20 protein-coding genes are annotated in these 22,995 nt (G+C 49.0%); 13 read left to right on the forward strand and 7 right to left on the reverse strand.

Annotated elements, in window-relative coordinates; all coding sequences use genetic code 11:
• Window positions 1-762: 762 nt before the first annotated feature.
• The 3 genes from purR (at window position 763) to FAY32_RS10620 (ending at window position 4,057) form a co-directional block, all read left to right on the forward strand.
• On the forward strand, window positions 763-1,593 hold the full coding sequence (gene purR, locus FAY32_RS10610) for a pur operon repressor (RefSeq protein WP_143463410.1): 831 nt from the start codon (window positions 763-765) through the stop codon (window positions 1,591-1,593).
• A gap of 20 nt (window positions 1,594-1,613) precedes the next feature.
• Window positions 1,614-2,993 (forward strand): bifunctional UDP-N-acetylglucosamine diphosphorylase/glucosamine-1-phosphate N-acetyltransferase GlmU, encoded by a 1,380-nt coding sequence (glmU, locus tag FAY32_RS10615; protein ID WP_143463411.1) that lies wholly within the window; start codon window positions 1,614-1,616, stop codon window positions 2,991-2,993.
• A gap of 83 nt (window positions 2,994-3,076) precedes the next feature.
• Entirely contained in the window at window positions 3,077-4,057 is a 981-nt protein-coding gene (locus FAY32_RS10620) for a ribose-phosphate diphosphokinase (RefSeq protein WP_143463412.1), read from the forward strand.
• 58 nt (window positions 4,058-4,115) lie between these two features.
• On the opposite strand, the gene FAY32_RS14670 is transcribed toward FAY32_RS10620, so the two are convergent.
• Window positions 4,116-4,283 carry a hypothetical protein gene (locus FAY32_RS14670; RefSeq protein ID WP_158727586.1) on the reverse strand — a complete coding sequence of 56 codons (168 nt, stop codon included), beginning with the start codon at window positions 4,281-4,283 and terminating at the stop codon, window positions 4,116-4,118.
• A 352-nt stretch (window positions 4,284-4,635) separates the two neighbouring features.
• Here FAY32_RS14670 and FAY32_RS10625 point away from each other — a divergent pair, with 352 nt between their 5' ends.
• On the forward strand, window positions 4,636-4,998 hold the full coding sequence (locus tag FAY32_RS10625) for a DUF3899 domain-containing protein (RefSeq protein WP_143463413.1): 363 nt from the start codon (window positions 4,636-4,638) through the stop codon (window positions 4,996-4,998).
• A gap of 348 nt (window positions 4,999-5,346) precedes the next feature.
• Here FAY32_RS10625 and yidA read toward each other — a convergent pair whose 3' ends face one another.
• Genes yidA through FAY32_RS10640 form a run of 3 tightly spaced genes read right to left on the reverse strand, consistent with a single transcriptional unit; the run spans window position 5,347 to window position 8,372 of the window.
• Window positions 5,347-6,156, reverse strand: a complete 810-nt coding sequence (gene yidA, locus FAY32_RS10630; protein WP_143463414.1) for a sugar-phosphatase — start codon at window positions 6,154-6,156, stop codon at window positions 5,347-5,349.
• A gap of 4 nt (window positions 6,157-6,160) precedes the next feature.
• A complete protein-coding gene (locus FAY32_RS10635) occupies window positions 6,161-7,525 on the reverse strand; it encodes an HD domain-containing protein (RefSeq protein ID WP_143463415.1) in 1,365 nt (454 codons plus the stop codon).
• A 19-nt stretch (window positions 7,526-7,544) separates the two neighbouring features.
• Window positions 7,545-8,372, reverse strand: coding sequence for a lipoate--protein ligase family protein (locus FAY32_RS10640; protein ID WP_143463416.1), 828 nt, complete (start codon window positions 8,370-8,372; stop codon window positions 7,545-7,547).
• Between the two features lie 809 nt (window positions 8,373-9,181).
• Between FAY32_RS10640 and FAY32_RS10645 the strand changes: the two genes are divergently transcribed.
• From FAY32_RS10645 to FAY32_RS10655, 3 genes are all read left to right on the forward strand, one after another.
• Window positions 9,182-9,622 carry a DUF1934 domain-containing protein gene (locus FAY32_RS10645; RefSeq protein ID WP_143463417.1) on the forward strand — a complete coding sequence of 147 codons (441 nt, stop codon included), beginning with the start codon at window positions 9,182-9,184 and terminating at the stop codon, window positions 9,620-9,622.
• 44 nt (window positions 9,623-9,666) lie between these two features.
• Window positions 9,667-10,329, forward strand: a complete 663-nt coding sequence (gene rpoE / locus FAY32_RS10650) for a DNA-directed RNA polymerase subunit delta (RefSeq protein WP_143463418.1) — start codon at window positions 9,667-9,669, stop codon at window positions 10,327-10,329.
• Window positions 10,330-10,497: 168 nt separating this feature from the next.
• Window positions 10,498-12,105 (forward strand): CTP synthase, encoded by a 1,608-nt coding sequence (locus tag FAY32_RS10655; protein ID WP_143463419.1) that lies wholly within the window; start codon window positions 10,498-10,500, stop codon window positions 12,103-12,105.
• 318 nt (window positions 12,106-12,423) lie between these two features.
• Here the strand turns inward: FAY32_RS10655 and FAY32_RS10660 are convergent, their stop codons facing one another.
• Both FAY32_RS10660 and FAY32_RS10665 read right to left on the reverse strand, forming a co-directional pair.
• A complete protein-coding gene (locus tag FAY32_RS10660) occupies window positions 12,424-12,642 on the reverse strand; it encodes a hypothetical protein (RefSeq protein ID WP_143463420.1) in 219 nt (72 codons plus the stop codon).
• A 30-nt stretch (window positions 12,643-12,672) separates the two neighbouring features.
• Window positions 12,673-13,092 (reverse strand): MarR family winged helix-turn-helix transcriptional regulator, encoded by a 420-nt coding sequence (locus FAY32_RS10665; protein WP_143463421.1) that lies wholly within the window; start codon window positions 13,090-13,092, stop codon window positions 12,673-12,675.
• Window positions 13,093-13,234: 142 nt separating this feature from the next.
• Between FAY32_RS10665 and alsS the strand changes: the two genes are divergently transcribed.
• Window positions 13,235-14,911: an acetolactate synthase AlsS gene (gene alsS, locus FAY32_RS10670; protein ID WP_143463422.1), complete on the forward strand. Its 1,677-nt coding sequence runs from the start codon at window positions 13,235-13,237 to the stop codon at window positions 14,909-14,911.
• 13 nt (window positions 14,912-14,924) lie between these two features.
• The gene (budA, locus tag FAY32_RS10675) at window positions 14,925-15,635 is read left to right on the forward strand and encodes an acetolactate decarboxylase (RefSeq protein ID WP_143463423.1); all 711 of its coding nucleotides are present in this window, start codon (window positions 14,925-14,927) and stop codon (window positions 15,633-15,635) included.
• Between the two features lie 506 nt (window positions 15,636-16,141).
• On the opposite strand, the gene FAY32_RS10680 is transcribed toward budA, so the two are convergent.
• The gene (locus FAY32_RS10680; protein ID WP_143463424.1) at window positions 16,142-18,478 is read right to left on the reverse strand and encodes an ABC transporter ATP-binding protein/permease; all 2,337 of its coding nucleotides are present in this window, start codon (window positions 18,476-18,478) and stop codon (window positions 16,142-16,144) included.
• Between the two features lie 190 nt (window positions 18,479-18,668).
• On the opposite strand from FAY32_RS10680, the gene FAY32_RS10685 reads away from it, so the two are divergent.
• From FAY32_RS10685 to FAY32_RS10700, 4 genes are all read left to right on the forward strand, one after another.
• The gene (locus tag FAY32_RS10685; RefSeq protein WP_143463425.1) at window positions 18,669-19,205 is read left to right on the forward strand and encodes a TetR/AcrR family transcriptional regulator; all 537 of its coding nucleotides are present in this window, start codon (window positions 18,669-18,671) and stop codon (window positions 19,203-19,205) included.
• 186 nt (window positions 19,206-19,391) lie between these two features.
• Entirely contained in the window at window positions 19,392-20,678 is a 1,287-nt protein-coding gene (locus tag FAY32_RS10690; protein WP_143463462.1) for a UDP-N-acetylglucosamine 1-carboxyvinyltransferase, read from the forward strand.
• 101 nt (window positions 20,679-20,779) lie between these two features.
• Window positions 20,780-21,031, forward strand: coding sequence for a type B 50S ribosomal protein L31 (locus tag FAY32_RS10695; protein ID WP_048732595.1), 252 nt, complete (start codon window positions 20,780-20,782; stop codon window positions 21,029-21,031).
• 727 nt (window positions 21,032-21,758) lie between these two features.
• Window positions 21,759-22,469, forward strand: coding sequence for a class A sortase (locus FAY32_RS10700; RefSeq protein WP_143463426.1), 711 nt, complete (start codon window positions 21,759-21,761; stop codon window positions 22,467-22,469).
• Window positions 22,470-22,995: the final 526 nt, after the last annotated feature.

A 22,995-nucleotide genomic window follows, 5' to 3' on the forward strand; every position in this document is an offset into this window, starting at 1 on the left:
GGGCGTTCTTAGGCGACGTTGAGCATCATCTGTAACCATCGTTATCAGTTGGAATCCACTGGAGGATGGCTGATCGTTTTAGTGCCTCAGCGTTCTCCAAACAGGTAGCAAAATTCCTGTTATTAGCCGTCATGAAATTGATTTCAACTTAGCGGCGCGAATGACAAAGCTGGAATGAGGCTTGAATATTGTTATCTGCCACCATACGCGATAAGTGTTCGGTATCCCTGCCAGTCGGGGCTAGTCACCATATGAATGTTTATCATAGAAAAAACTCTTAGCGCAAGTCGCACTTGTTTGCTGGGAGTTTTTTTGTGTCATCGCACACATCGTTGACGACCGTTCGGAATTTGCGATTACAGGGGGGGACGTGAAATTGAAAGCGTCGTGGCAATTGGGGTGGACGTTGGCAATCGTGTCCATGTTGGGAAGGCGATTGCTTGAATTCGGAGGACATACCGGAGTAAAGTGAGATTAAAGCTGGCATGAGAGAAGTTGGCAAGTGTCTCGACTGGTTGCGGTTGCAAGGCGGGAGGCCGGACATGAGATGGTCATCACGCCTTGAGATTGGCGAAAATCTGTCCCCATTCTGAAATTGTAATATACTTAAATGACAGCCGGGGTTAACAGGTTTCATCCGCTTTCAGAAAATCAAGTTCCGTAGGTTTTTCCATTTCTCACGAAAATATCACGAAAAACCCGAACATTTATGCTAAAATTAGCTTTACAATTAACTCTAAAGAAATAGTTGAGGTGAAGAAGTTGAAAGTCAGAAGAAGTGACCGGTTAGTGGACATGACTCGGTATTTATTGGAACGGCCGCATCAATTGGTGTCGTTGACCTTTTTTGCAGCTAGATATGAATCAGCTAAGTCTTCCATCAGTGAAGACTTAACGATTTTGAAGCGGACCTTCCAAGCTCGGGGCACCGGTCTTCTGGAGACGGTTCCTGGGGCTGCCGGCGGTGCGCGCTTCATTCCGTATATTTTACGTGAAGAAGCCGAACAATTCGTTGGTAAGATGATTTCCGAACTGTCCGAAGCCGACCGTTACCTTCCCGGTGGCTACGTGTACATGTCAGATATTCTGGGCCGACCAGCTGCTTTGCGGCAAATTGGCCGCATTTTGGCTACCCAGTATCTGAATCAAAACGTCGATGTGGTCGTGACCGTGGCAACCAAGGGAATTCCGTTGGCGCAAAGTGTGGCTAACTACCTGAACGTTCCGTTTGTCATCGTGCGTCATGATTCACAGATCACTGAAGGCTCGACCGTGAGTGTGAACTACGTTTCCGGTTCGACCAAACGGATTGAACGGATGGCGTTGTCCAAGCGCAGTGTAAAGCCCAATTCACGGGTCCTGATCGTCGATGATTACATGAAGGGCGGCGGGACAGTTGGTGGTCTGCGTTCATTGGTCGATGAGTTTGATTCACAATTGGCTGGTGTGGCGGTGTTTGCGGAAGGTGATTTTGCCGGACAACGGACCGTTAGCAAGTACACGTCGTTACTGAAGATTCAGACGGCGGATGAACAGATTCGTGTGACTCCAGGGAACTACCTCACACAGATCTTTGGTGACGAAACTAAATAAAGCTAGGAGCATATTTGGAAATGACGACTAGAAATACCATTATCCTCGCAGCCGGCAAGGGCACCCGGATGAAGTCAAAATTGTACAAAGTGTTGCATCAGGTTTGTGGCAAAGCCATGGTTGACCACGTGTTGACTCAGGTTGAGCAGACCAAGATGGATAAAATCGTGACGGTCGTTGGCTACGGTGCCGATGACGTTAAGAGCACGCTGGGTGACCGCACACAGTACGCGCTACAAGCCAAGCAACTGGGGACGGGCCATGCCGTTTTACAGACGGAACCCATCTTAAAGGACGAGCAAGGAACGACTTTAATCGTTAGTGGGGACACACCGTTGTTCCGCGCCGAAATGTTCGAAGACCTCTTTGCCTACCACGAAGCCAAGCACGCCGCAGCGACCATCTTAACGTCGATTGCACCGGATCCAACGGGCTACGGCCGCATCGTGCGTAACAACATTGGTATCGTTGAAAAGATCGTTGAACAAAAGGACGCGAACTCCGAAGAACAAGAAATTCATGAAATCAACACCGGGGTCTACGTTTTCGATAACCAGAAGTTGTTTAAGGCGCTGCACGAAACGTCTAATGACAACGCTCAAGGTGAATACTATCTGACCGACGTCATTGAAATTTTGAAACACCAAGGCGACATCGTGGCGGCTTATCAAATGGCCAATTTCGATGAATCCATGGGAGTTAATGATCGGGTAGCCTTATCCGCTGCCACGAAGATCATGCGCGACCGGATCAACCGGCAGCACATGCAAGACGGGGTTACGCTGATTGACCCAGCAACGACCTACATCGACGCTGATGTCAAAATCGGCGCGGACACCATCATTGAACCCGGCGTCCTGTTGAAGGGGGATACGGTAATCGGTGAGGACTGCTACATCGGCTCTCATTCCGAACTGCGAAACGCCAAGTTGGCCGACCACGTGACCGTCACGTCTTCTCTCCTGGAAGACTCTGACATGGCCGCTGGCAGCAACATTGGGCCAAACAGCCATTTACGTCCAGAATCACACATCGGGCCTAAAGTTCACTTGGGCAACTTTGTTGAAGTGAAGAAGGCAACGATTGGTGAAGGCACGAAGGTGGGGCACTTGACCTACGTCGGCAACGCTAAGCTCGGCAAGAATATCAATGTCGGCTGTGGGGTCGTCTTCGTCAACTATGACGGCAAGAACAAGCACGAAACGACGGTGGGCGATGATGCCTTTATCGGCTCGAACTCAAATCTGGTTGCGCCATTGGATGTGGCTGACCACAGTTTTATCGCGGCAGGGTCGACCATTACTGACGCTGTGAACAAATATGACATGGCAATTGCCCGGCAACGGCAAACCAACAAGCCTAATTACTATCAGAAACTACCATATCGTGGTGAAGATTAAGCTGAAGGTCTTGTGTTTCCGGACCCGATAGCATAAAATTGTTGTAGTAAATTCAGGCAGACTAGTTGCTATTGGAGGAAATTATGGCTACGCAATATTTTGACCCTAAATTAAAGATTTTTGCGTTAAACTCCAACAAACCGTTGGCGCAAAAAATTGCTGACGAGGTTGGTGTCGAATTAGGGAAGACTTCGGTGGACCGTTTTAGTGACGGCGAAATCCGGATTAACATTGAACAGAGTGTCCGGGGCAGTCACGTCTATGTGATTCAGTCGACTTCAGCGCCCGTCAACGATAACTTGATGGAACTGCTGATCATGATCGATGCTTTACGGCGGGCAAGTGCGGCTACCATTAACGTGGTCATTCCGTACTACGGTTACGCGCGTCAAGATCGTAAAGCCCGGTCACGGGAACCTATTACGGCTAAATTAGTCGCAAACATGCTTCAAACGGCCGGTGTAACACGGGTCGTAGCGTTGGACTTGCACGCTGCGCAAATTCAAGGATTCTTCGACGTTCCGGTCGACCATTTGATGGGCGCACCGTTATTGGCGGATTACTTCTTAAGCAACGGCTTGGCGGAAGACGCGGTCGTCGTTTCACCTGACCATGGTGGGGTGACACGGGCACGGGCTTTGGCAGAATTTCTCAAGGCCCCAATCGCCATCATCGACAAGCGCCGTCCACGAGCTAACGTGGCGGAGATCATGAACATCATTGGGGATGTTAAAGGCAAACGCTGCATCATGATCGATGACATGATCGATACGGCGGGGACTATCACCTTAGGTTCTAAGGCGTTGATGGAAGCTGGCGCGATGGAAGTTTACGCTAGTTGTACGCATCCCGTTCTGTCTGGTCCCGCAATTGAACGCATCAAGAATTCACCAATTAAGAAATTAGTTGTGACGGATTCAATTCAATTAACGGCCGACAAGCAAATTGACAAGATCGAACAAATTTCGGTTGGTCCACTGATTGGTCAAGCCATCAAGCGAATCAACGAAAACCGGCCAGTCAGCCCATTGTTCAAGAACCGTTTCCGGAGTCACGAACAATAAACATGACAAAGAACTTGAGCGGCGCAGTGCGTTGGCTCAAGTTTTTTATTAAACTAGTCTAAATTGATTGCACTCTGGCTGCCAGGAGTTCCGCTTGCTGTGGGGACGCTTCAGCCTGAAAGAACACCAGTCTTCTTGCTTTGAAGCCACGAAGAATGCGTGTTTTCAATGGCGTAAGCAGGCTGAAAAAAACACCAGCTAACACTACTTTCACGGTTGATGCCATCCCTGGCCTCCTCCAGTGCTGACTGTGTTTTATCAGGTAAGCAGCTGTAGATCACAGTTACTTAACGGTTTTGGTCCAGTCAATAACAATGGTTATAGGTTAGTCTCAGTGTTGTCTGAGCGTACAACGTAAGCCGAGAGGTCGGCAGATATGGGCTCAGGCGCGTGTTCGCACCGATCCAGCCCATATCTGCCGGCCGGTAAGGCGACCCCAATCACTAGGTTGCCTAATTTTAGCCGAATTGTTGGACATGGCTGGCGCTGGTGTTTAAGATCTAAAGACTGAGAAATGCGTGTGTATTTTCAACCGTTACTTGAGAAACTAAAGGGTGACGTAAAGTAGGAGTGATTGAATGAATAGTTGGCAGAAATGGGCGACGGGAACTGTTGCGGCGGGCCTGTTGGTGGCCTTGGTCATGAAGTTGTTGGGCCAGCCACTGATGGTAATCGGCAATCTTTTATTTTTAGTCGGTCTGGCCCTCATTGTTTTTGGGGCCATTTGTGTACTGCTAAAGGGCCATTTATTTACGGGATGGCGTCATCTTTTCCGGCGACACAAGCGGGCGGATAAGAAAGATCTGATGCCGGGGGAAAAGGTCGAGGTCCATCACGTGGCGAGTGCTAAAAATGCGCCAATTGTGGTGAATGCGCCAGCAAGATTTGGTTTAATTTCCGGGGCGTGCTACCTAGTCTTAGGTATCGTCTTTACCCTTTAAAAAATAACTTGGATGCGCTCTACTGACAAAGTAGGGGGCATTTTTTAGACTAAGTTAACTAAAGGTTGAAAGATAAAATTCAGACCCCATCTCTGTACATGGTAAGCTTTCGTACCGTTAAACTAGTCAAAATTGGCGTACTACGGCTGCCAGGGATTCCGCCTGCTGTGGGGACGCTTCAGACTGGCAGAACACCAGTCTTCTCGCTCGCTTTGAAGCCACGAAAACCACGTGTCTCCAAAGTCGCCCGTGGTGTAAGCCGGCTGAAAAAAACGCCTCCCCAATTTAATTTTGAGGAGGCGTTTTTAGATTTTAATGTGCAACTTAATTTGCCAATGGCCTGTCAGACTATTTCAACGCATACTTGCGGATAGCCGCGGCCACCCCGTCTTCGGCATTGGTCAAGGTCACGGCTTGGGCCGCTTCCTTGACCTCATCAATGGCATTGCCCATGGCCACCCCAAGGCCGGCGTATTTGATCATAGTTAAGTCGTTACCTTGATCGCCCAATGTCATAACTTCATCGGCCGTGATGCCCAGTTGCGTTGCTAATTCACTCAGGGTACCGCCCTTGCTGGCATGGCTGTTCATGACCTCGATAAAGTAAGGGGCGCTTTGGACGACGCTGAACCGTTCCTTGAAGCTGGCGGGCATGTTGTCTTTGACGCGGGTGATGACTTCTGGGTCGTCGACAAACATGGCTTTGGAAATAGTCAGGTCGCGCGAAGTTTCGCCGACTTCGCGGTACCGAATCAGCATTCGGACCAGGTAGCTTTCGGCGATCGTGTAGGCACTGATATTTTTATTGGCCGTGTAGATGTAGTCTGGCGTTTCGATTTGAAAGTGGGACTGTAACTTCCGGGACAGGGCCTCGAGGTCAATGAAATCGTCGTAGGTCAACGAGTGGTTGGTTAGGACTTTGCCGGCAACCGTTTGAGCGACCGAGCCGTTAAAGGTGATGGCGTACTGATCATCGCCAGCGATATCCATAGCATCTAAGTAAGGTTGCACGCCGGTCAGGGGCCGACCGGTACACAGCACGACCTTGATTCCCTGGGCGCTGGCAGCTTTGACGGCCGCAATCGTGGCCGGAGCGAGTTCGTTTTTTTCGTTCAGTAGCGTCCCATCGATGTCGATTGCAATCAATTTGATCGTCATGAAATTAGTTCTCCTTTGGGTGAATGAGTTGGTTGTTTTGAATGTAGCGGCCGAAGTCGTCGTAGATCGGCTGGAAAATTTCGGGAGCGTCATCGCCCGGATTCAGCATTTCCTTAGGGAAGAAGAAGCGTTGGTCGCCAGTGAATTTTCCGCGGATGGCGTTGACCAAGTCGGAGACCGTTGAGAGTTCCTGCAACGTGCCATCTGGTTCTTGCAGCTCGATTTGCGTCAACGGATGGGTGACCTTGGGGTCGTAAGCATCGTCGTAAGGCAAATCGTAACTGTTATCGGTCGCCGTATAGTAATCGGTATTGAAGCCCACGGAACGAATCATTTCGCGGAGTTGTGGTAACAGGGCAGCTGTATCTGCAGTGACGATAGCACTCTTCAAAGGCTTACGATCTAAGAAACGGTGCGCCATGTCGGCCAAAATTTCGTCCGGTGACTGGCGCCAGTGAATGAAGTAGGTGGTCAACACCCCATCGTCTAGGTTCAGATAATCCTGAAGATTAAACTCGTGGTTGAAGAAGGGTAACAATAAGTGGGGAATGAAGCTATCATCACTTTGTCCCGTTTGGTAGAGCTCGTTGGCCCGCCCCAACAAGTGGTCTAAGATGACCTCCATCGAGCGAGAGACGGGGTGAAAGTAGACCTGTTGATACATTTGAAAGCGGCTGACGATGTAGTCTTCGACCGCGTGCATGCCGTTCATGGCAAAGGCGATGCCATCCTGGTAAGGCCGCATCACGCGCAGAATGCGCGTCAGGTCAAATGTCCCGTATTGGGTGCCCGTATAATAGGCATCGCGCAACAGGTAGTCCATGCGGTCGGCGTCGATCTGACTGGAGATCATCTGAACGACCTGAGGATTCGGATAGGTCTTTTGAATCACACTAGCCACCTCAGCGGGGAAGGTCGCACTGACTCGCCGCAGAACTTGGTTAACTTCGGTTTCTGGCGACGTCAGGATTTCGGCCGTAATGGCTTCGTGATTGGTATGAAAGATATGTTCAAACGTGTGTGAATAAGGGCCATGGCCGATATCGTGGAGCAGGGCGGCACACAGCGCCGTCAGTCGTTCCTGATCGTCCCAACCGCCGTCACCCGGTACTTTGGTGGGGTAGTTACGCTGAAAGTTGTCACAGATCTGGCGCGTAATTTCGTAAACGCCCAGCGAGTGGGTAAAGCGCGAATGTTCGGCGCCGTGGAAAATCAACGAGGCAGTTCCCAGCTGTTTGATGCGCCGGAGCCGTTGAAATTCCCGGGTGTTGATCAAGTCTAAAATAATCTGGTGTTGCACGTAAATATAGTTGTGCACGGGATCCCGAAAGACTTTCTCCCGGGGCAACCGTGCTTGGGCGTAGTTCACAGTGATTCCTCCTCGTAGGTTAGTCTAGTCGCGGTTGTCGGCGGGCCATCTGAGCGGTGGCGTGGTCGAGGGCCGTGGTAAAGGGTGGTGCGGCCATTAGGGTGGCCAATTTTTCGTGTTCAACGTTGAGTCCAGCCGTTTGGCAAGCCGTGATGAAGCGAGCCTGTGCGTCGGCAATGGTCACATCGTGTTGGAGCAAGGCGGCCGTCGTGGTCATGACGGCAGGATCAACGTCTGGAAAGTCCCATTGGTTGGGCTGGTCGCTCAGTCCGGCCTGGTAGAAGTCACGCACGAGTTCCCCCCGCGCGGTCTGATTTCCGTTGACGCCTAAATAAAGCATGGTCACCAGTGCGTGGGGACTCCGTCGCTGGGCGATGCCGGCGATCTTTAGGCCGTTAACGCTGAGGTCATAGTCGCCAGGACAGTAGGAACGCGTGATCTCGTAGTGGGCGATTGCCAGTTCCGGCCAGGCCGCGGCGACCAGTTGCATCATTTGCTCGTAAGCCGCGTCAACACTGATGGGGGGCGTCGTCAGGGGAGTAAATAAGGAGACATTGAGGACGCCAGCATCGCTGACCACGGCCAAGCCGCCGGAATTGCGAAGCACGGCATCGTAGCCGTGCCCCTGAACGGCCCTAATTGCCGCTTTAAGGTCCGGTAACCGTTTGTCCTTCAGTCCCATGATAACGGTCGGTTGCATCGTCCAGAAGTGCAGAATAGGCTGCTGAAGGTCCACAACGAGGTCGAGCAGGGCATTGGTATACCCGAACGCCTGATTCTTCTGTGCAGCTGGAATGGGTGTCGTGACGGTTTGAATCGTTTTAGTTGGTAAAGCAAAGGGGCCCATAGTCCCACCTTCTTTTTTATATAGGTTTTTGGTTTGTCACAGGCTGACAGAAACGCCATTTGGTAAGGTCAACCTGGAGTTGAAAGGTAATTGCTAGGGCGTCATTGTGTCCAAAAAGAAAGTTTTTAAGGTCGGGTAGTTCTGGTTAGCCGATCATAAGGATACTCACGTGGTCGTCGGCTGGTACTTTGATGGCTAACGACTGGATGTCAACATCGCAAGGAGAATGTGGTCAGATCAGACAACGTAAGACCAAAGACATCATGTCGTGCTAGGTAGACTTCAACGTCTTATTATACTAGAAAACGCTTGCCGCGTCATTGTTTGGGCGGTGTGGGCATGATGTATGTCGGCGGACAGGTCATTTAAGATTGAAAGCGGCTAAATGTCAGCTGTAACGACAATAATGGTGTTGAAATTAGGTGATTCTGTGCTATTCTAGCTTGTCAATCGCCAGATATGTCGTGGTATAGCCTACCTAAGGCCATGTTTGATGAACGCTCGGCGTATAATCGTTTTTTTGGTCATAGCAAATGATTAGCTGGTCAGTAGAATGATGAAAAATTTTTTCAATGGTTTCTGTGGCAGAGTACAATCAGAGCCGGAGGAGGCCAGGGGTGGAATTCCTGGCAGCCGCAGAGCGCCCAATTAAATCCTGCCAACGCTGAGATAGGGTGGGCATTGTACAACTCATCGTTGACGGCGCGGGCCGAAGGCGACTAACGAAAATCCAATTGCATAAATGGTAGGTTTTCCGCGGAAAATGAACTATAATTAATCCAGACAATTCGCGGAAAGGAAGGGTGTAAATGGGTCGATTATCTACGGGGGTGCCCGTTATGATTCATCTGGAGACGCACATTAAGCAAGGCGAAGACGTTTCCGATTACCGCTTGGATGTGGATGGTCAGCTGGTCCAGATGGGCAGCAACCTCTATCTGCGGTATTTGGAACCCAACAATGAGACTGGCGAACAGACACCAGTCACCATGAAATTTACGCCAGAGGGTGAGGTCCACCTGACCAGAAAGGCCGAGGCCGAATTACGACTCCACTTTGTGAGTGGCAAGCGGGTCACGGCACGCTACAACACCCCTTATGGGATTATGCCAATTGAGACGGTCACGCCGTACTTGGAAACGAGCTTTCAGGAGAAACCGTTTAGTGGCAACGTTAAAATTGACTACCTCCTTTATGCCAATGACGATTTAGTCGGGAACTACAAGATTAGATTGCAATTTACGGCATAAACGAGTATCATATTTCGTAGACTGTGGAAAGGACGTGCACCAGTTTGGAATTAAAAGTCTTTGAGGGCCAGAATAAAAAGGAATTATCAATGATCGAAGTTGCTCACGCTATTTTGTCGCAACACGGCGACGTGATGGGGTTTGCCGACTTAGCCAACGCCGTCCAATCGTATTTGGGCGACAGCGACGAAGAGATTCGTGACCGGCTGTCCCAATTTTATACGGATTTAAATGTCGATGGTAGTTTCATTTCTCTGGGTGATAACCTTTGGGGACTGCGAACTTGGTATCCGTTTGAATCCATCGATGAAGCGACGGTTCACGCTGAGGAAGACGAAGATCAACCTAAGCGCAAGAAGCGGAAGAAGGTTAATGCCTTCTTAGCCGACACGACCGACGACGATGACGTGATCGATTACGACGATGACGATCCAGAAGACGACGACACCAGTTACGCAACTGATGACGACGATGACGACGATGGTACTGGTTCAACGACCCCTGATTTGGGCAAGTTGCAGACCGGCTTAGGCATCGACGACGATGATGAAGAAGACGATTCGGAAGACATTCCGGATGGTATCGAAGACCAGCTTTCCCAAATGGAAACGCCGGACGACGATGAAGATGACAATCTTGACTTCTCAGCCGACGATGACGAATCTGACGATGATGATGAAGAAGAGGACGACGAGCAACAAAAATAAATGTCGTCGTTCGCTTGACCTCCTCCCGAAAAGCAGGTATTATGTTTTTTGGGCTCCTTGCTACTTGTAGCAAGGACAACTGGACGGTAAAGCTCCCTATTCGCAATGGATAGGGAGCTTTTTTTATAATTTTTTCCGACCCTAAATAATCTTACGAGGAGTTTGCACATGACCAAATATATTTTTGTCACTGGCGGCGTGGTTTCATCACTAGGTAAGGGGATTGTGGCCGCTTCTTTAGGACGCCTATTGAAGAACCGTGGTCTCAACGTAACCATTCAAAAATTTGATCCGTACATCAACGTGGATCCCGGCACGATGAATCCTTATCAACATGGGGAAGTCTTCGTAACCGACGATGGGACCGAAACGGACCTGGACTTGGGTCACTATGAACGGTTTATTGACAACAACTTGAATAAGTATTCAAATGTCACGACTGGTAAGATTTACTCTGAAGTTTTGGAAAAGGAGCGTCGTGGGGACTACTTGGGTGCCACGGTGCAAGTTATTCCGCACATTACCGGAATGATCAAGGAAAAGATTATGCGAGCTGGCAAGACGCTGGGCGCTGATTTTGTGATTACTGAAATTGGGGGGACCGTTGGGGATATCGAATCCCAACCCTTCCTGGAAGCCATTCGGCAAATGAAGTCCGAAGTTGGCGATGAAAACGTGGTCTACATTCACACGACATTGGTGCCAACGCTACACGCGGCTCACGAAATGAAGACGAAACCCACGCAACACTCAGTGCGTGAACTTCGGAGCATCGGGATTCAGCCCAACATTTTGGTGGTGCGGACAGAGAACCCAATCACCGATGAGATGCGGCGCAAGATTGCGTTGTTCTGTGACGTGAAGCCGGAAGCGGTCATTGAATCGATGGACGTTTCTACGATTTACTCGATTCCGTTACGCTTACAGGACCAAGGCTTAGACCAAATCGTCTTGGACCACTTCAAGGTTGATGCACCTAAGTCAGACATGAAGCAATGGGCTACCATGGTCGATCACATGCAGAACTTAACGCGGACCATCAAAATTGCCTTGGTCGGCAAATACGTGGCGCTACACGATGCCTACATTTCCGTGGCCGAAGCCTTACAACACGCCGGTTACCCGGTCGATGCCAACATTGATCTGAAGATGATCGATGCTGAAAAGATCACCAATGACAACGTTCAGGATATCTTGGGCGATGCCGATGGAATCATTGTTCCCGGTGGATTCGGTGATCGTGGTATCGAGGGGATGATCACCGCCATCAAGTATGCGCGGGAAGAAGACGTGCCATTCTTGGGCATTTGCCTGGGGATGCAGGTTGCCAGCATTGAATTTGCGCGTGACGTCTTAGGTTACAAGGACGCCAACTCGACGGAAATGAATCCAAGTACCACACACAAGATTATTGACTTGATGGCCGACCAAGCTGACGTGCATGAAATGGGGGGGACCCAACGGTTAGGTCTGTACCCTTGCAAGTTGAAGCCAGGTAGCAAGGCCGCTGCGGCTTACGACAACCAAGCGATGGTTGAAGAACGCCACCGTCACCGTTACGAATTCAATAACCAGTACCGGGCCGAAATGGCAGCTAAGGGACTGGTCTTCTCTGGGACTTCACCTGACGACCACTTGGTAGAAGTGATCGAGTTGCCAAAGAAGAAATTCTTCGTGGCTGCGCAATACCATCCAGAATTCCTCTCCCGGCCAAACCGGCCAGAAGGCTTGTTCCGCGACTTTGTGGCTGCGGCTAGCAAGGAAGTTAAGGACTAAATTTGTTTTGCAGAGAGTGGGCCATAAGGCGGTTAGTTTGCGAGCATTAACGTGAGAACAGGGGTTATGCCTGGTCTTGGCATAAGTTCTGTTCTCGGGTTAAGCGCAACAAACTGCCTTTTGGCGCACGTTTCGACACGATAATGGCCAAAAATGAAATCAGCTGTTTCAGAAGAGAATATTCTTCTGAAACAGCTGATTTTTGAGTTATGTCCCAGACCCTTTTTGGTAGGGACAACCTTTGTATGATCATCTGAAGACTGAAAACTGAAATTCAGGTTTCATCTCTCAGTATGAGTAAGCAGTCATACCGTTAAATTAGGCTAAATTGAGCGCACTGCGGCTACCAGGGATTCCGTCTGCCGGCCGATAAGGCGACTCAACTACCATGTTGCCTAGCTTTGATGCCAATATTGTTGCTAGAACAGGCATGACCGATATTTTGAAACCTTCAACTTTTAGATGATTGTATGAAAAGACGCCATCATTTCCTTCAGAAGTGATGACGTCTTTTTGAATGATCATAATTGTTTTCACAGCGTGATTAGTGGTCTCCTGGAATTCGGCCTAAGCGTCGATGATGCTAGCCACCGCGGCTTCAATGGCGGGAATCAGTGGACTCTGCGCATCGATTCCAGTTTCATCGAAGCGCGCTTGCCACCAACTGCGTCGAATCGTTTGGACTTGGTTGACGACATCTTCACCGGTTTTAGTGAGGGTTAGGAGTTGCGTTTTGCCGCTACCGGCCGTTTTGGCGAGGTAGTCGAGACTTTGTAACTTGTTGACCTCGCGGGTGGTCAGCCCCTTATCGATGACGAGTGACTTGGCCACCTGATTTTGGTTGACCTGTGGGTATTCGTGAACGGTCAGCAAGACACAGGCCGCCGTTGGGTTGAGCCCAAGTTCTTTAAACGCTTCACGGGTATCCTTGTAGTATTTCCGGTGCAGAATCGAGATGTCCTGAGCTAAGTAACCGAGATCTTTCATTGGGAAAACTCCTTTCGTGAATCTTTCATAAATTTTCATGTTGACAAAACAACTTACAGCTATTATGATGGTCCTATGTTGACTTGTCAACTTAACTTCAGTTAATTTCAAAAATAAAAAAACTAAGGATGGGGTATTGCTAATGACAACTTCAAAAAACGGTGCACAAGCACTGATCCAAAGTATGATCAACCAAGGAATCAAGTATGTTTTCGGAATTCCTGGTGCCAAAGTCGACCAATTGTTTGAAGGCTTACAGTATAGCAAAGATCCACGCACACCTAAACTAATTGTGACGCGTCACGAACAAAATGCGGCGTTGATGGCTTCCGGAATTGGCCGGGTTACCGGTAAACCAGGGGTCGTCGCCACGACTTCTGGCCCTGGTGTGTCTAACATGGTCACGAGTTTGATCACTGCGACCGCTGAAGGGGACCCTGTGATTGCTTTAGGTGGTCAAGTTCCGCAAGACGATCTTGGACGACTGACTCACCAAAGTATTCCTAGTAAGGAACTGATGGACTCCGCAACTAAGTCTAGCGTGGAAGTTCAAAACGCAAACAACCTGTCTGAAGCCTTTGCCAATGCTTACCAAACGGCACAATCCGCTAAAGCCGGGGCAACATTTATTTCATTGCCACAAAACGTGTTGAGCGGTGATGTTGACCGCCCAGAAATTGGGGCAGTCCCAACGGTCAACCAGGGTGTCGCTGATGACGCCACGATTACCAGTATTGTTGATAAGATCAAGGCGGCTAAGTTGCCAGTCATCTTGGCCGGTATGCGGGCTTCCGCACCAGCTGAAACGGCTGCGATTCGGGCTTTACTCAAGCAAGCCGATTTACCCGTTGTGGAAACGTTCCAAGGCGCCGGCGTTGTGGCCCACGACTTAGTTCGGGACTACTTTGGTCGGGTTGGTTTATTCCGGAACCAAATCGGGGACAGCCTATTGAAGCGTAGTGACCTGGTGATTGCCGTTGGTTACGATCCCGTGGAATACGAAGCGCGGATCTGGAACACGGACCGTAACGGTGAAGTGATCAACATCGACAGCATCGTTCCTGAAATTTCGACCGATTACCAACCAGAAATGGTGGTTAAGGCTGACATCGCCAAGACGGTCACGGCCATCGCTGATAAATTACCAGCTGATTGGGCACTGTCTGCTGATATTCAAAAGGAATTGAGTGAACACCGCCAGGCCTTCGATGACCAAGCACACGTCCCAGCGGCTGATGACGCGAATGGTATTCACCCGTTAGCTATCATCCAAGCGCTCCAGGCTAAGGTCAACGATGAGACGACCGTGGCCGTTGATGTGGGTAGTTTCTACATTTGGATGGCCCGGTACTTCCGGAGCTACCAACCACGTCACTTGCTCTTCAGTAATGGGATGCAGACGTTAGGGGTCGCTTTGCCTTGGGCCATTGCTGCCGCGCTAGAACGGCCAGGGCAACCCGTTGTTTCCGTTGCTGGGGATGGGGGCTTCCTGTTCTCCGGTCAAGATTTGGAAACGGCCGTCCGGCTGCACTTGCCAATCGTACAATTGATTTGGGACGATGGGTTCTACGACATGGTCAAGTTCCAAGAATTGGCTAAATACGGTCAAGATGCCGGTGTGAAATTTGGTCCGGTCGACTACGTGAAATATGCAGAAAGCTTTGGCGCCAAGGGATTGCGGGTCAACCATGCAGCTGACCTGAGCAAGACGTTAGACGAAGCCTTCAAGGCCGATGGTCCCGTGATTGTTCAGATCCCGGTTGACTACCGTGATAACCTTAAGTTGAAGTCACAATTATTAGAGGACGTCCTCAGCTAAAGGGAGTAATCGAATGAAAACAGACACACTTTATCAACATGGTACGTTAGCATTATTGGTTCCGGGTCTCTTGACCGGAACGTTGACCATGAAGGAATTGCTGCAACACGGTGATACCGGAATTGGGACGGGTGAAGGCCTGGATGGCGAGCTGATCATCTTAGATGGCAAGCCCTATCAGGTCAACAGTCGTGGCGAGGTCCACGTGGTCAGTGATGACTTCACCTTGCCATTTGCGAACAGTCACTTTGCGGCCTACCAACCCCTGATGTCGGTTGAATCTGCCAGCAAGACGGATCTGAACCAACAGATTCTGGAACTGAGTAGGTTACAAAATGCGTTTTTCTCGGTTAAAATTACCGGGACGTTTAGTGGCGTGAAGACCCGGGCAGTGGCCAAATCAAGTCAACCGTACCAATCTTTGGCGGAAACGGCTAAGCAGCAGAGCGTCTTCACCCGTGATGAAGTGGCCGGCACCTTGATTGGCTACTACTCACCACAACTGTTTGACGGGATTGCTGTGGGTGGCTTCCATCACCATTTCTTGGCGGATGACCATACCTTTGGCGGACACTTGCTGGACTTTGCCGCCGTTACTGGCGATGTCAACATTCAGCTCTTCTCGACACTGGAACAGCACTTACCCGTCGACGATGACGACTACCGGCAACACGACTTCGCACAGGACAACATCAAGGAAGATGTTCACCAGGCGGAGGGTTAATTCGTAAAATCAAAGCAGCGTTACCTGAATACCAATTTCGGTTGGTGGACGGGTAGCGCTGTTTTTGGTGTAGACGCTGAACTGATATGGCTGATTGCTATCTCCGGGAGCATGGTAGACTCGGACAGCTGTTAAATCCAAGAAAAATCGTAGAATCTAAAAATAAATGTCATTCACTATCTTTAGATAGTCGATTATGCGACGGTGGTTTTTCACTAATCCAAATATTTAGAGACTTCTTTGCTAAGGAAATCGAACGGATAACTTTCCGTTTTACTGCTAACATGGCAACTGCACTCAATTATTGATGCAGGATTGTCAGGAGTCAACTTTGAAGCTCACGTGCAGTGCGTTTTCAATGTTTAAAATTGGAAAGTACAATCAGAGCCGGAGTGCGGCCACGCCGCGTCACGTCACGTCAACTTAACTTCGCAACACACAGCCTAAAAAGCACGCCAACTCTTACAATGAGAGCTGACGTGCTTCTTATTTTGCCTAATAGAACTTTATTCTGAACGCAAAGCCGTTGCCGCGTCCTTCTTGGCCGCCATTCGAGCGGGGATGTGGCCACCCAACATAGTCAGGACGGTACTGATGATGATCAGCACGATACCATGGATTGGGTTGAGATGGGCCACGTTGCTGAGGTCGGTGATATTTTGCAAGACGATGTTGATTGGGAACGTCAACAACCAAGCGATTACGACCCCTAAGGCACCGGAGCCGACGCCGAGGATAAAGGTTTCGGCATCGAAGACACGCGTGATATCCTTCTTCCGAGCACCCAGGGCCTTCAGAATACCAATTTCTTTAGTCCGTTCCAGAACGGAGGTGTAGGTGATGATGGCGATCATGATCATACTCGTGACCAATGAAATACCGGCGAAAGCCACCAGAACATAGGTGATGGCGTCCATCAGCCCACCCGTCAAGCTGGAGACGGTTCCGGCCATATCCGTGTAGATGACCTTGTCCGCCTTGCTCTTGCCCCGATTGTACTTGTCCAAGTAGCTCAGGACCTTGTCCTTGTTCTTAAACGTATTCGGGTAGATCAGGATGCTAGCGGGGGTAGTCGACCCACCCAGGTAGCTGACCAGTGACTTTTTAGTCGTGCTATCGACACTTTGGCCGGTAATCACATTGCTGTCGGCTTTCTTTTGGGCCTTCACGATTTTAGAGTCTTGGTTGGCCTGAATCATGTTTTGGGTCAACTTGTCGCTGTAGGCAATTCCGGAAGCCAAGACGTTTTCGGATGATTTTGACTTGACCCGTAGGATACCAGCGATTTTAATAGTGGTATTGTTACTTTTACGATAGAGGGCAGTCGTTGCCTTGTTAGGGACGTAGTTGCCAGTAGGGAGGCTCTGGTAGTAATCGTCGTTGTTGACGGCCTTGATGGTCGTTCCTACGATTTTGCTGTAGTCGAACTTTTGGTTATCTTTGACGGTGTAACCCAAGTTCTTGAGGGCGTTGATGTTGGTCGAGTTGTCACGATCGACAATCAGGACCACATCGTTAGCGCCCTTGGGGTAGGAACCGGACAACAGCTTGTAGTGTTTCTTCAGGAAGGTCGTCCCGCCATCGTTGGCACTCGGGTAAACGGAAACGCCGACCCCGGTCGAGTTGGCCATGGCCGCGGACATCGCACTTGCGGAGTTGGCGCTACTATTGTCGGTATTGGAGAAGGAGACCGTCTTCGTCTTGCCGTTCACCTCACGCAACAGGTTCATCCCCGTTGAGTAGGTGTAGGTCACGTTTTTGCTCAACTTACTGTCGAGTTTTTTAACGTAGGTTAAGTAACCTTTGGTAAGCTTGTTGGTGTGGGTCGCCTTGTCCGCATCGCTGACTTTGGCTTTAACCTGATTAGACTTGCTGGTCTTGACCTTGTCGTTGCTATTGGTGCCACCAGTGGTGCTCGTGGCCGTCTGTGAGATGGTCACGGGGAACTGCGCCAACGTGTTAGCCTGGGTCTTGTTGATCTGTGCTTGAAAACCATTGGATAGCGCGAGGACGATGGCGATGCCAATGATCCCAATGCTGGAAGCAAAGGCGGTCAACGCGGTCCGGCCTTTCTTGGTCCGAATGTTGTTAAAGGACAACTTCAGTGCGGTCCAGAAGGTCATCTTCGTTTTCTTCAACTCAAATTGTTCAGCGTCGGCATGTTCATCGTAAGGGTCAGAGTCGTGTTGAATCTTTCCGTCAGCAAATTCGATGATACGATCGGCATATTGCCGGGCCAAATCGGGATTATGCGTGACCATGATGACTAGTCGTTCAGCGGAAAGTTCCTTGATCAGCTGCATGATTTCGTCACTGGTCTCGGTATCTAGTGCTCCGGTTGGTTCGTCACACAACAGAATCTCGGGTTCGTTAGCAATGGCCCGGGCGATTGCGACGCGTTGCAGTTGGCCTCCAGATAACTGATTGGGTTTCTTGCCGATGTGGTCGGTCAGGCCGACACGGTCGAGGGCCTTGAGGGCTTTTTCCTTCTTTTCTTGATTGGAAACGCCGCTTAACGTCATCCCCATTTCAACGTTATCGAGGATACTTAAGTGGCCAATGATGTTGTAACTCTGGAAAATGAACCCCACGGAGTTGTTCCGGTAGGCGTCCCAGTCGGCTTCGGAGAAATCCTTGGTCGACTTACCTTCAATGGCGAGGTCGCCTGAGTCATAGATGTCCAGACCACCGATCCCATTGAGCATGGTCGTTTTCCCAGAACCACTGGGACCAAGGATGGCAACGAACTCTTGTGAGCGAAAGGCAACGGAGACGTTGTCGAGCGCCTTCGTGACAGAATCGCCGACGTAGTAGTATTTCTTGATGTGTTTGAGTTCCAGCATTTAAAATAATCCTTTCATATTCTGAGTTCGACTATCGTTCCAGCGTGTTTTCTGATAAAATAGCATTATTGCAACACTGTGTCTTATATTCTAAAAACAAACTGTGCTGCTGGCAATCATCAATGTTAGCGGAACTGTTGTTGACGCAACAGATTATGCAAAACTGTTGCATTTATGGGAGTGAGTCTTTATGGTTGGTGTGAAAAATAATCGCCGGGCCCAGTACACCCAGCAGGTGATTCAGGAGACCGTGCTGTCCTTATTGGAAAGTAAACCGATCAACGCGATTTCTGTCACCGAAGTCTGTGAACAGGCCGACGTTAATCGCACCACGTTCTACCGGTACTATAACGATATTTATGATTGCGTCGAAAGTATTGAGAAGGCCTTTGTGACCTCGCTGAACCCGCTCATGAGTGGGACGCCGTCGCAGGCCTTGGAGCATTTGTTGCTGGCATTTTACCAGGATAAGAAGCTCAGTAATCTCGTTTTTGTCGAGGGTAAAACCCAGCTGTTAGAGCGGATGCAAGAATTATTGAAACAAAGTGGTCCAGAACCGCCGCTGATTGACGACTATCAGGGCGTCTACATTGGCGCGGGGATTCAGAGTATTTTGAAAAAGTGGGTCAAAGACGGTATGCCGGAGACCCCGCAACAGCTCACGCGAATTATTATCGACACCATTTTGGCGAAAAATTTTGACGATATGCGTGACTTTGTGTTGTAGACGAAAAGTACGTTATCGGCTGGATTAGTAATAGAATTATGTGAAAATGCGTTAAATGTAAGGAATAAATATTACATTTTGCCCGAAATGCCGGGAAACAGTTGTCTTTTTGCCCGGCATTATTTATCATGGTATCTGACTGTATGGAATTATATGGAAGAAAAATTAAGTGAGGAACACATCACAATGAAAAAGATGATTATTCATGGCGGCCAACGCCTCACAGGTGAAGTGACGATTGGCGGCGCTAAAAATAGCACAGTAGCATTAATTCCGGCAGCGATTTTAGCTGATACACCGGTTCGTTTCGATACGGTACCGGATATTCTTGATGTGCACAACCTAATGTTAATTTTAAAATCAATGAACGTGCGCTCGACGTTTGAAGATGGGGTCTTAACGATTGACCCCACGGAGATCGTGGAAGCGCCACTCCCGAGTAAGGCCATTAAGAGTCTGCGGGCGTCGTATTATTTTATGGGGTCCTTGTTGGGGCGGTTCCAACGGGCCACGCTAAGTTTTCCTGGCGGCGACAATATCGGACCACGACCAATCGACCAGCACATTAAGGCGTTCAAGGCCTTAGGTGCTTCGGTCGAGGAACACGATGGCACGGTACGAATCACGACTGGGCCAGAAGGCTTACACGGCGCACGCATTTTCTTAGATATGGTCTCTGTGGGGGCGACGATCAACTCTATCTTGGCGGCTGTGAAGGCAGTCGGCACGACGGTGATTGAAAATGCGGCCAAGGAACCGGAGATCATTGATATTGCGACCTTCCTGAACAACATGGGCGCGCATGTCCGTGGGGCCGGGACCGACGTGATTCGTATCGAAGGGGTCGCGACGTTGCGGGCCATGAACACCCACACAATTATTCCGGATCGTATCGAAGCCGGAACTTACTTATCGATGGCGGCTGCCGTGGGGGATGGCGTGGTCCTGAAGAACGTCATTCCAGAACATTTGGAAGCCTTCACCGCAAAAATGATTGAAATGGGCGTGCCACTAGAAATCAATGAAGATAGCATTTACGTGCCGCGTGCAGATAACTTAAAGCCCATTCAGATTAAGACGATGCCGTTTCCCGGGTTTGCTACGGATCTCCAGCAACCAATTACGCCACTGCTGTTCAAGGCGGATGGAAGTAGCGTGGTGATCGATACGATCTATCCCAAACGCATTAAGCACATTGCGGAGTTACGAAAGATGGGCGCCAACATTCGTTCTGAGGAGGGCACCATCGTGGTTGATCCAACGACCGATTTGATGGGCTCACAAGTCCAAGCCGGAGAGATTCGGGCGGGCGCGTCTTTGGTCATCGCTGGCTTGATGGCAGAGGGTGACACGGAGATCAGTCAAGCGGATAATATTCTGCGTGGATATGACCGAATTGTAGATAAATTAACGGCATTAAACGCCGACGTCGAAATCGTTGAGGACAGTTTGGTGGAAAATGGCCAAGATTAGCCATTGCCGCTTATCTTATTTCATGTTATAATTCAACGGTTGACGATTAAAATCAATCTCTGTTCCAGTAAATGGCTCAGGGCAAAGGAGCGTAATACATTATGAAGCAAGGAATTCATCCAGATTACCACGAAGTTGTGTTCCAAGACTCAAGTACTGGTTTCCAGTTCTTGTCTGGTTCAACGGCAACTTCAGCTGAAACGGTTGAATGGGAAGATGGCAACACTTACCCATTGATCCGTGTCGAAATTTCTTCAGATTCCCACCCATTCTACACGGGTAAGCAAAAGTTTACTCAAGCCGATGGTGCTGTGGATCGTTTCAACAAGAAATACGGCTTATCCAACGACTAATTATAAAACTTATGATTTGTCTGATCCGGTACGGTTTATCCGTTACCGGATTTTTTTATTCCTTTTTTTTGACAAAGCGCTAAATGAAGTTGAATTGACGGGGTGGTTGTCTAAGAAACGCGATGGGGAACGTAGCCGCTGATGCCACACAACTACAGGTGGGCGGGAACCATCATGAGGTGAACAGGCGTCAGCTAATAATGCCAATATTAGCTGCTTAATGATGGGAGGGGAGCCAAAGTGAGAACGACTTTTTAAGCTGCGACTTCTAGTTGGACGGAATATTATAGAAGAAAAGCTGACTAGCGGTCAGTATTCGAAGACATGCAGATGAGAACAGCGTCTCTGACGGGCATGACTGGACGGAATACTTATTCAAGAGTAAGTAATGAGTGAACCACAGAGTGTGGCGCAGCCAATGCAGTCATGGCTAAATTGCTGTTGCTGGCCCTCAATTATTGGGACAATGGTTATGACTAACAGCTGGTTAACGGGCAATTAGGTTAAAGCAGCAACGGGATGGCGAGCGGACTTGACAAGGTAGATTGCTCTAGTTTGGCGTCTAAACGTGAGTAGGCATTAGCCGGTGTACTTTCCCGGAGTCCTTAAATTAGGCTGTATTTGGAAGAATTAGCCGGCTTGTGTGGCGGGCTAATCATTCTTGTTTCCTTTTTGTAAGAAATAGGGTAAACTTCAGGACGAAGAATTAAACGGGGAAGTGGAAACCATGGCAGAGAAGCAGCAACCGAAGAAACACCGGTGGCGGTGGTTCTGGTCGGTAATCTTTTTATTATTAATTGTTATTTCGTTGGGGCTGATTTTCAACGAGCAAATTAAAAACTGGTTGATTTCATCATATCAACCACAGGTGACACAGAAGTCGGTCAAGAAAAATGAAAAACGAAAAGCTTCCTATGATTTTAGTAAGGTCAAATCCTTGGACTTTTCAACAGTCGCGAAGGCGCGCTGGAATACAGCAGATATTCATGTGGTGGGGGAAATTCTGATGCCCCAATCACGGATTCACTTGCCAATTGCCAAAGGTCTTAGCAATGAAGTGCTGGCGCTGACGGCGGGAACTATGCGTCCAGACCAAAAAATGGGTCAAGGAAACTACCCATTGGCCGGACACCACATGAGTTCACAGACGATTCTATTTAGTCCCCTCTATTGGAAGACCCGGGTGGGGCAGCCAATCTATCTGACGAATGCCAAGACAGTCTACGTCTATAAGGTCAGTGTCCGGAAGTTTATCCCGGCAACTGATGTTCAAGTGGTGGCGCAAACCAAGAAAAAATTGGTTACCTTGATTACGTGTGATGCAACTGGTGCCAATCGATTAATGATCCAGGGGACTTACGTTAAGCAGATGGCGTATAAGCATGCACCCCAATCGGTCCAAAAGGGCTTTCACGGAAGCTTTAACAATAAATATTGAAGGAAATCCTTCGGAAAATGACGTTTTTTACACAAAAAGTAAAAAATGTTATTTTTTTTGAATTTTTTTTGCTTGTGAAATTCTGAAAGGGTAGATAAATGCCGGATTAGCGCAAATCCCAACGGTTGCAAGGGCTTACAACAAGTTGTTTTACTCTACTAACGAGTTTCTTAGTGAGCAAACACCCTGTGAACGACTATTAAAAATCGCTTATCAAACGATACTTTAAAAGTTGGTCTACCAAAATTACTAACTGTTCCAAAACTATTAATGGCTAACAAACGTTGGTGCATAGGCATTTAAACTGTAATAACGTTCATATTGTAAAACGATAATTACTGGATAAATGAATTCTACGGGTATCGTTTTTCCCCACACATGATTAATTGTGGACAGAACCGAAAAACCGTGGTACTATAACAATGTAATCAGATGAGAGGTCATCAGATGATTCAAACAAAGCACCATAACAAATGGTACGTTGCGAGTTGGAAGGCCATTAGGATCAAGGATGTGAGGATGGGAC

Source organism: Levilactobacillus enshiensis (assembly GCF_007115095.1).
In the GTDB taxonomy this organism is placed as follows: Bacteria; Bacillota; Bacilli; order Lactobacillales; family Lactobacillaceae; genus Levilactobacillus; species Levilactobacillus enshiensis.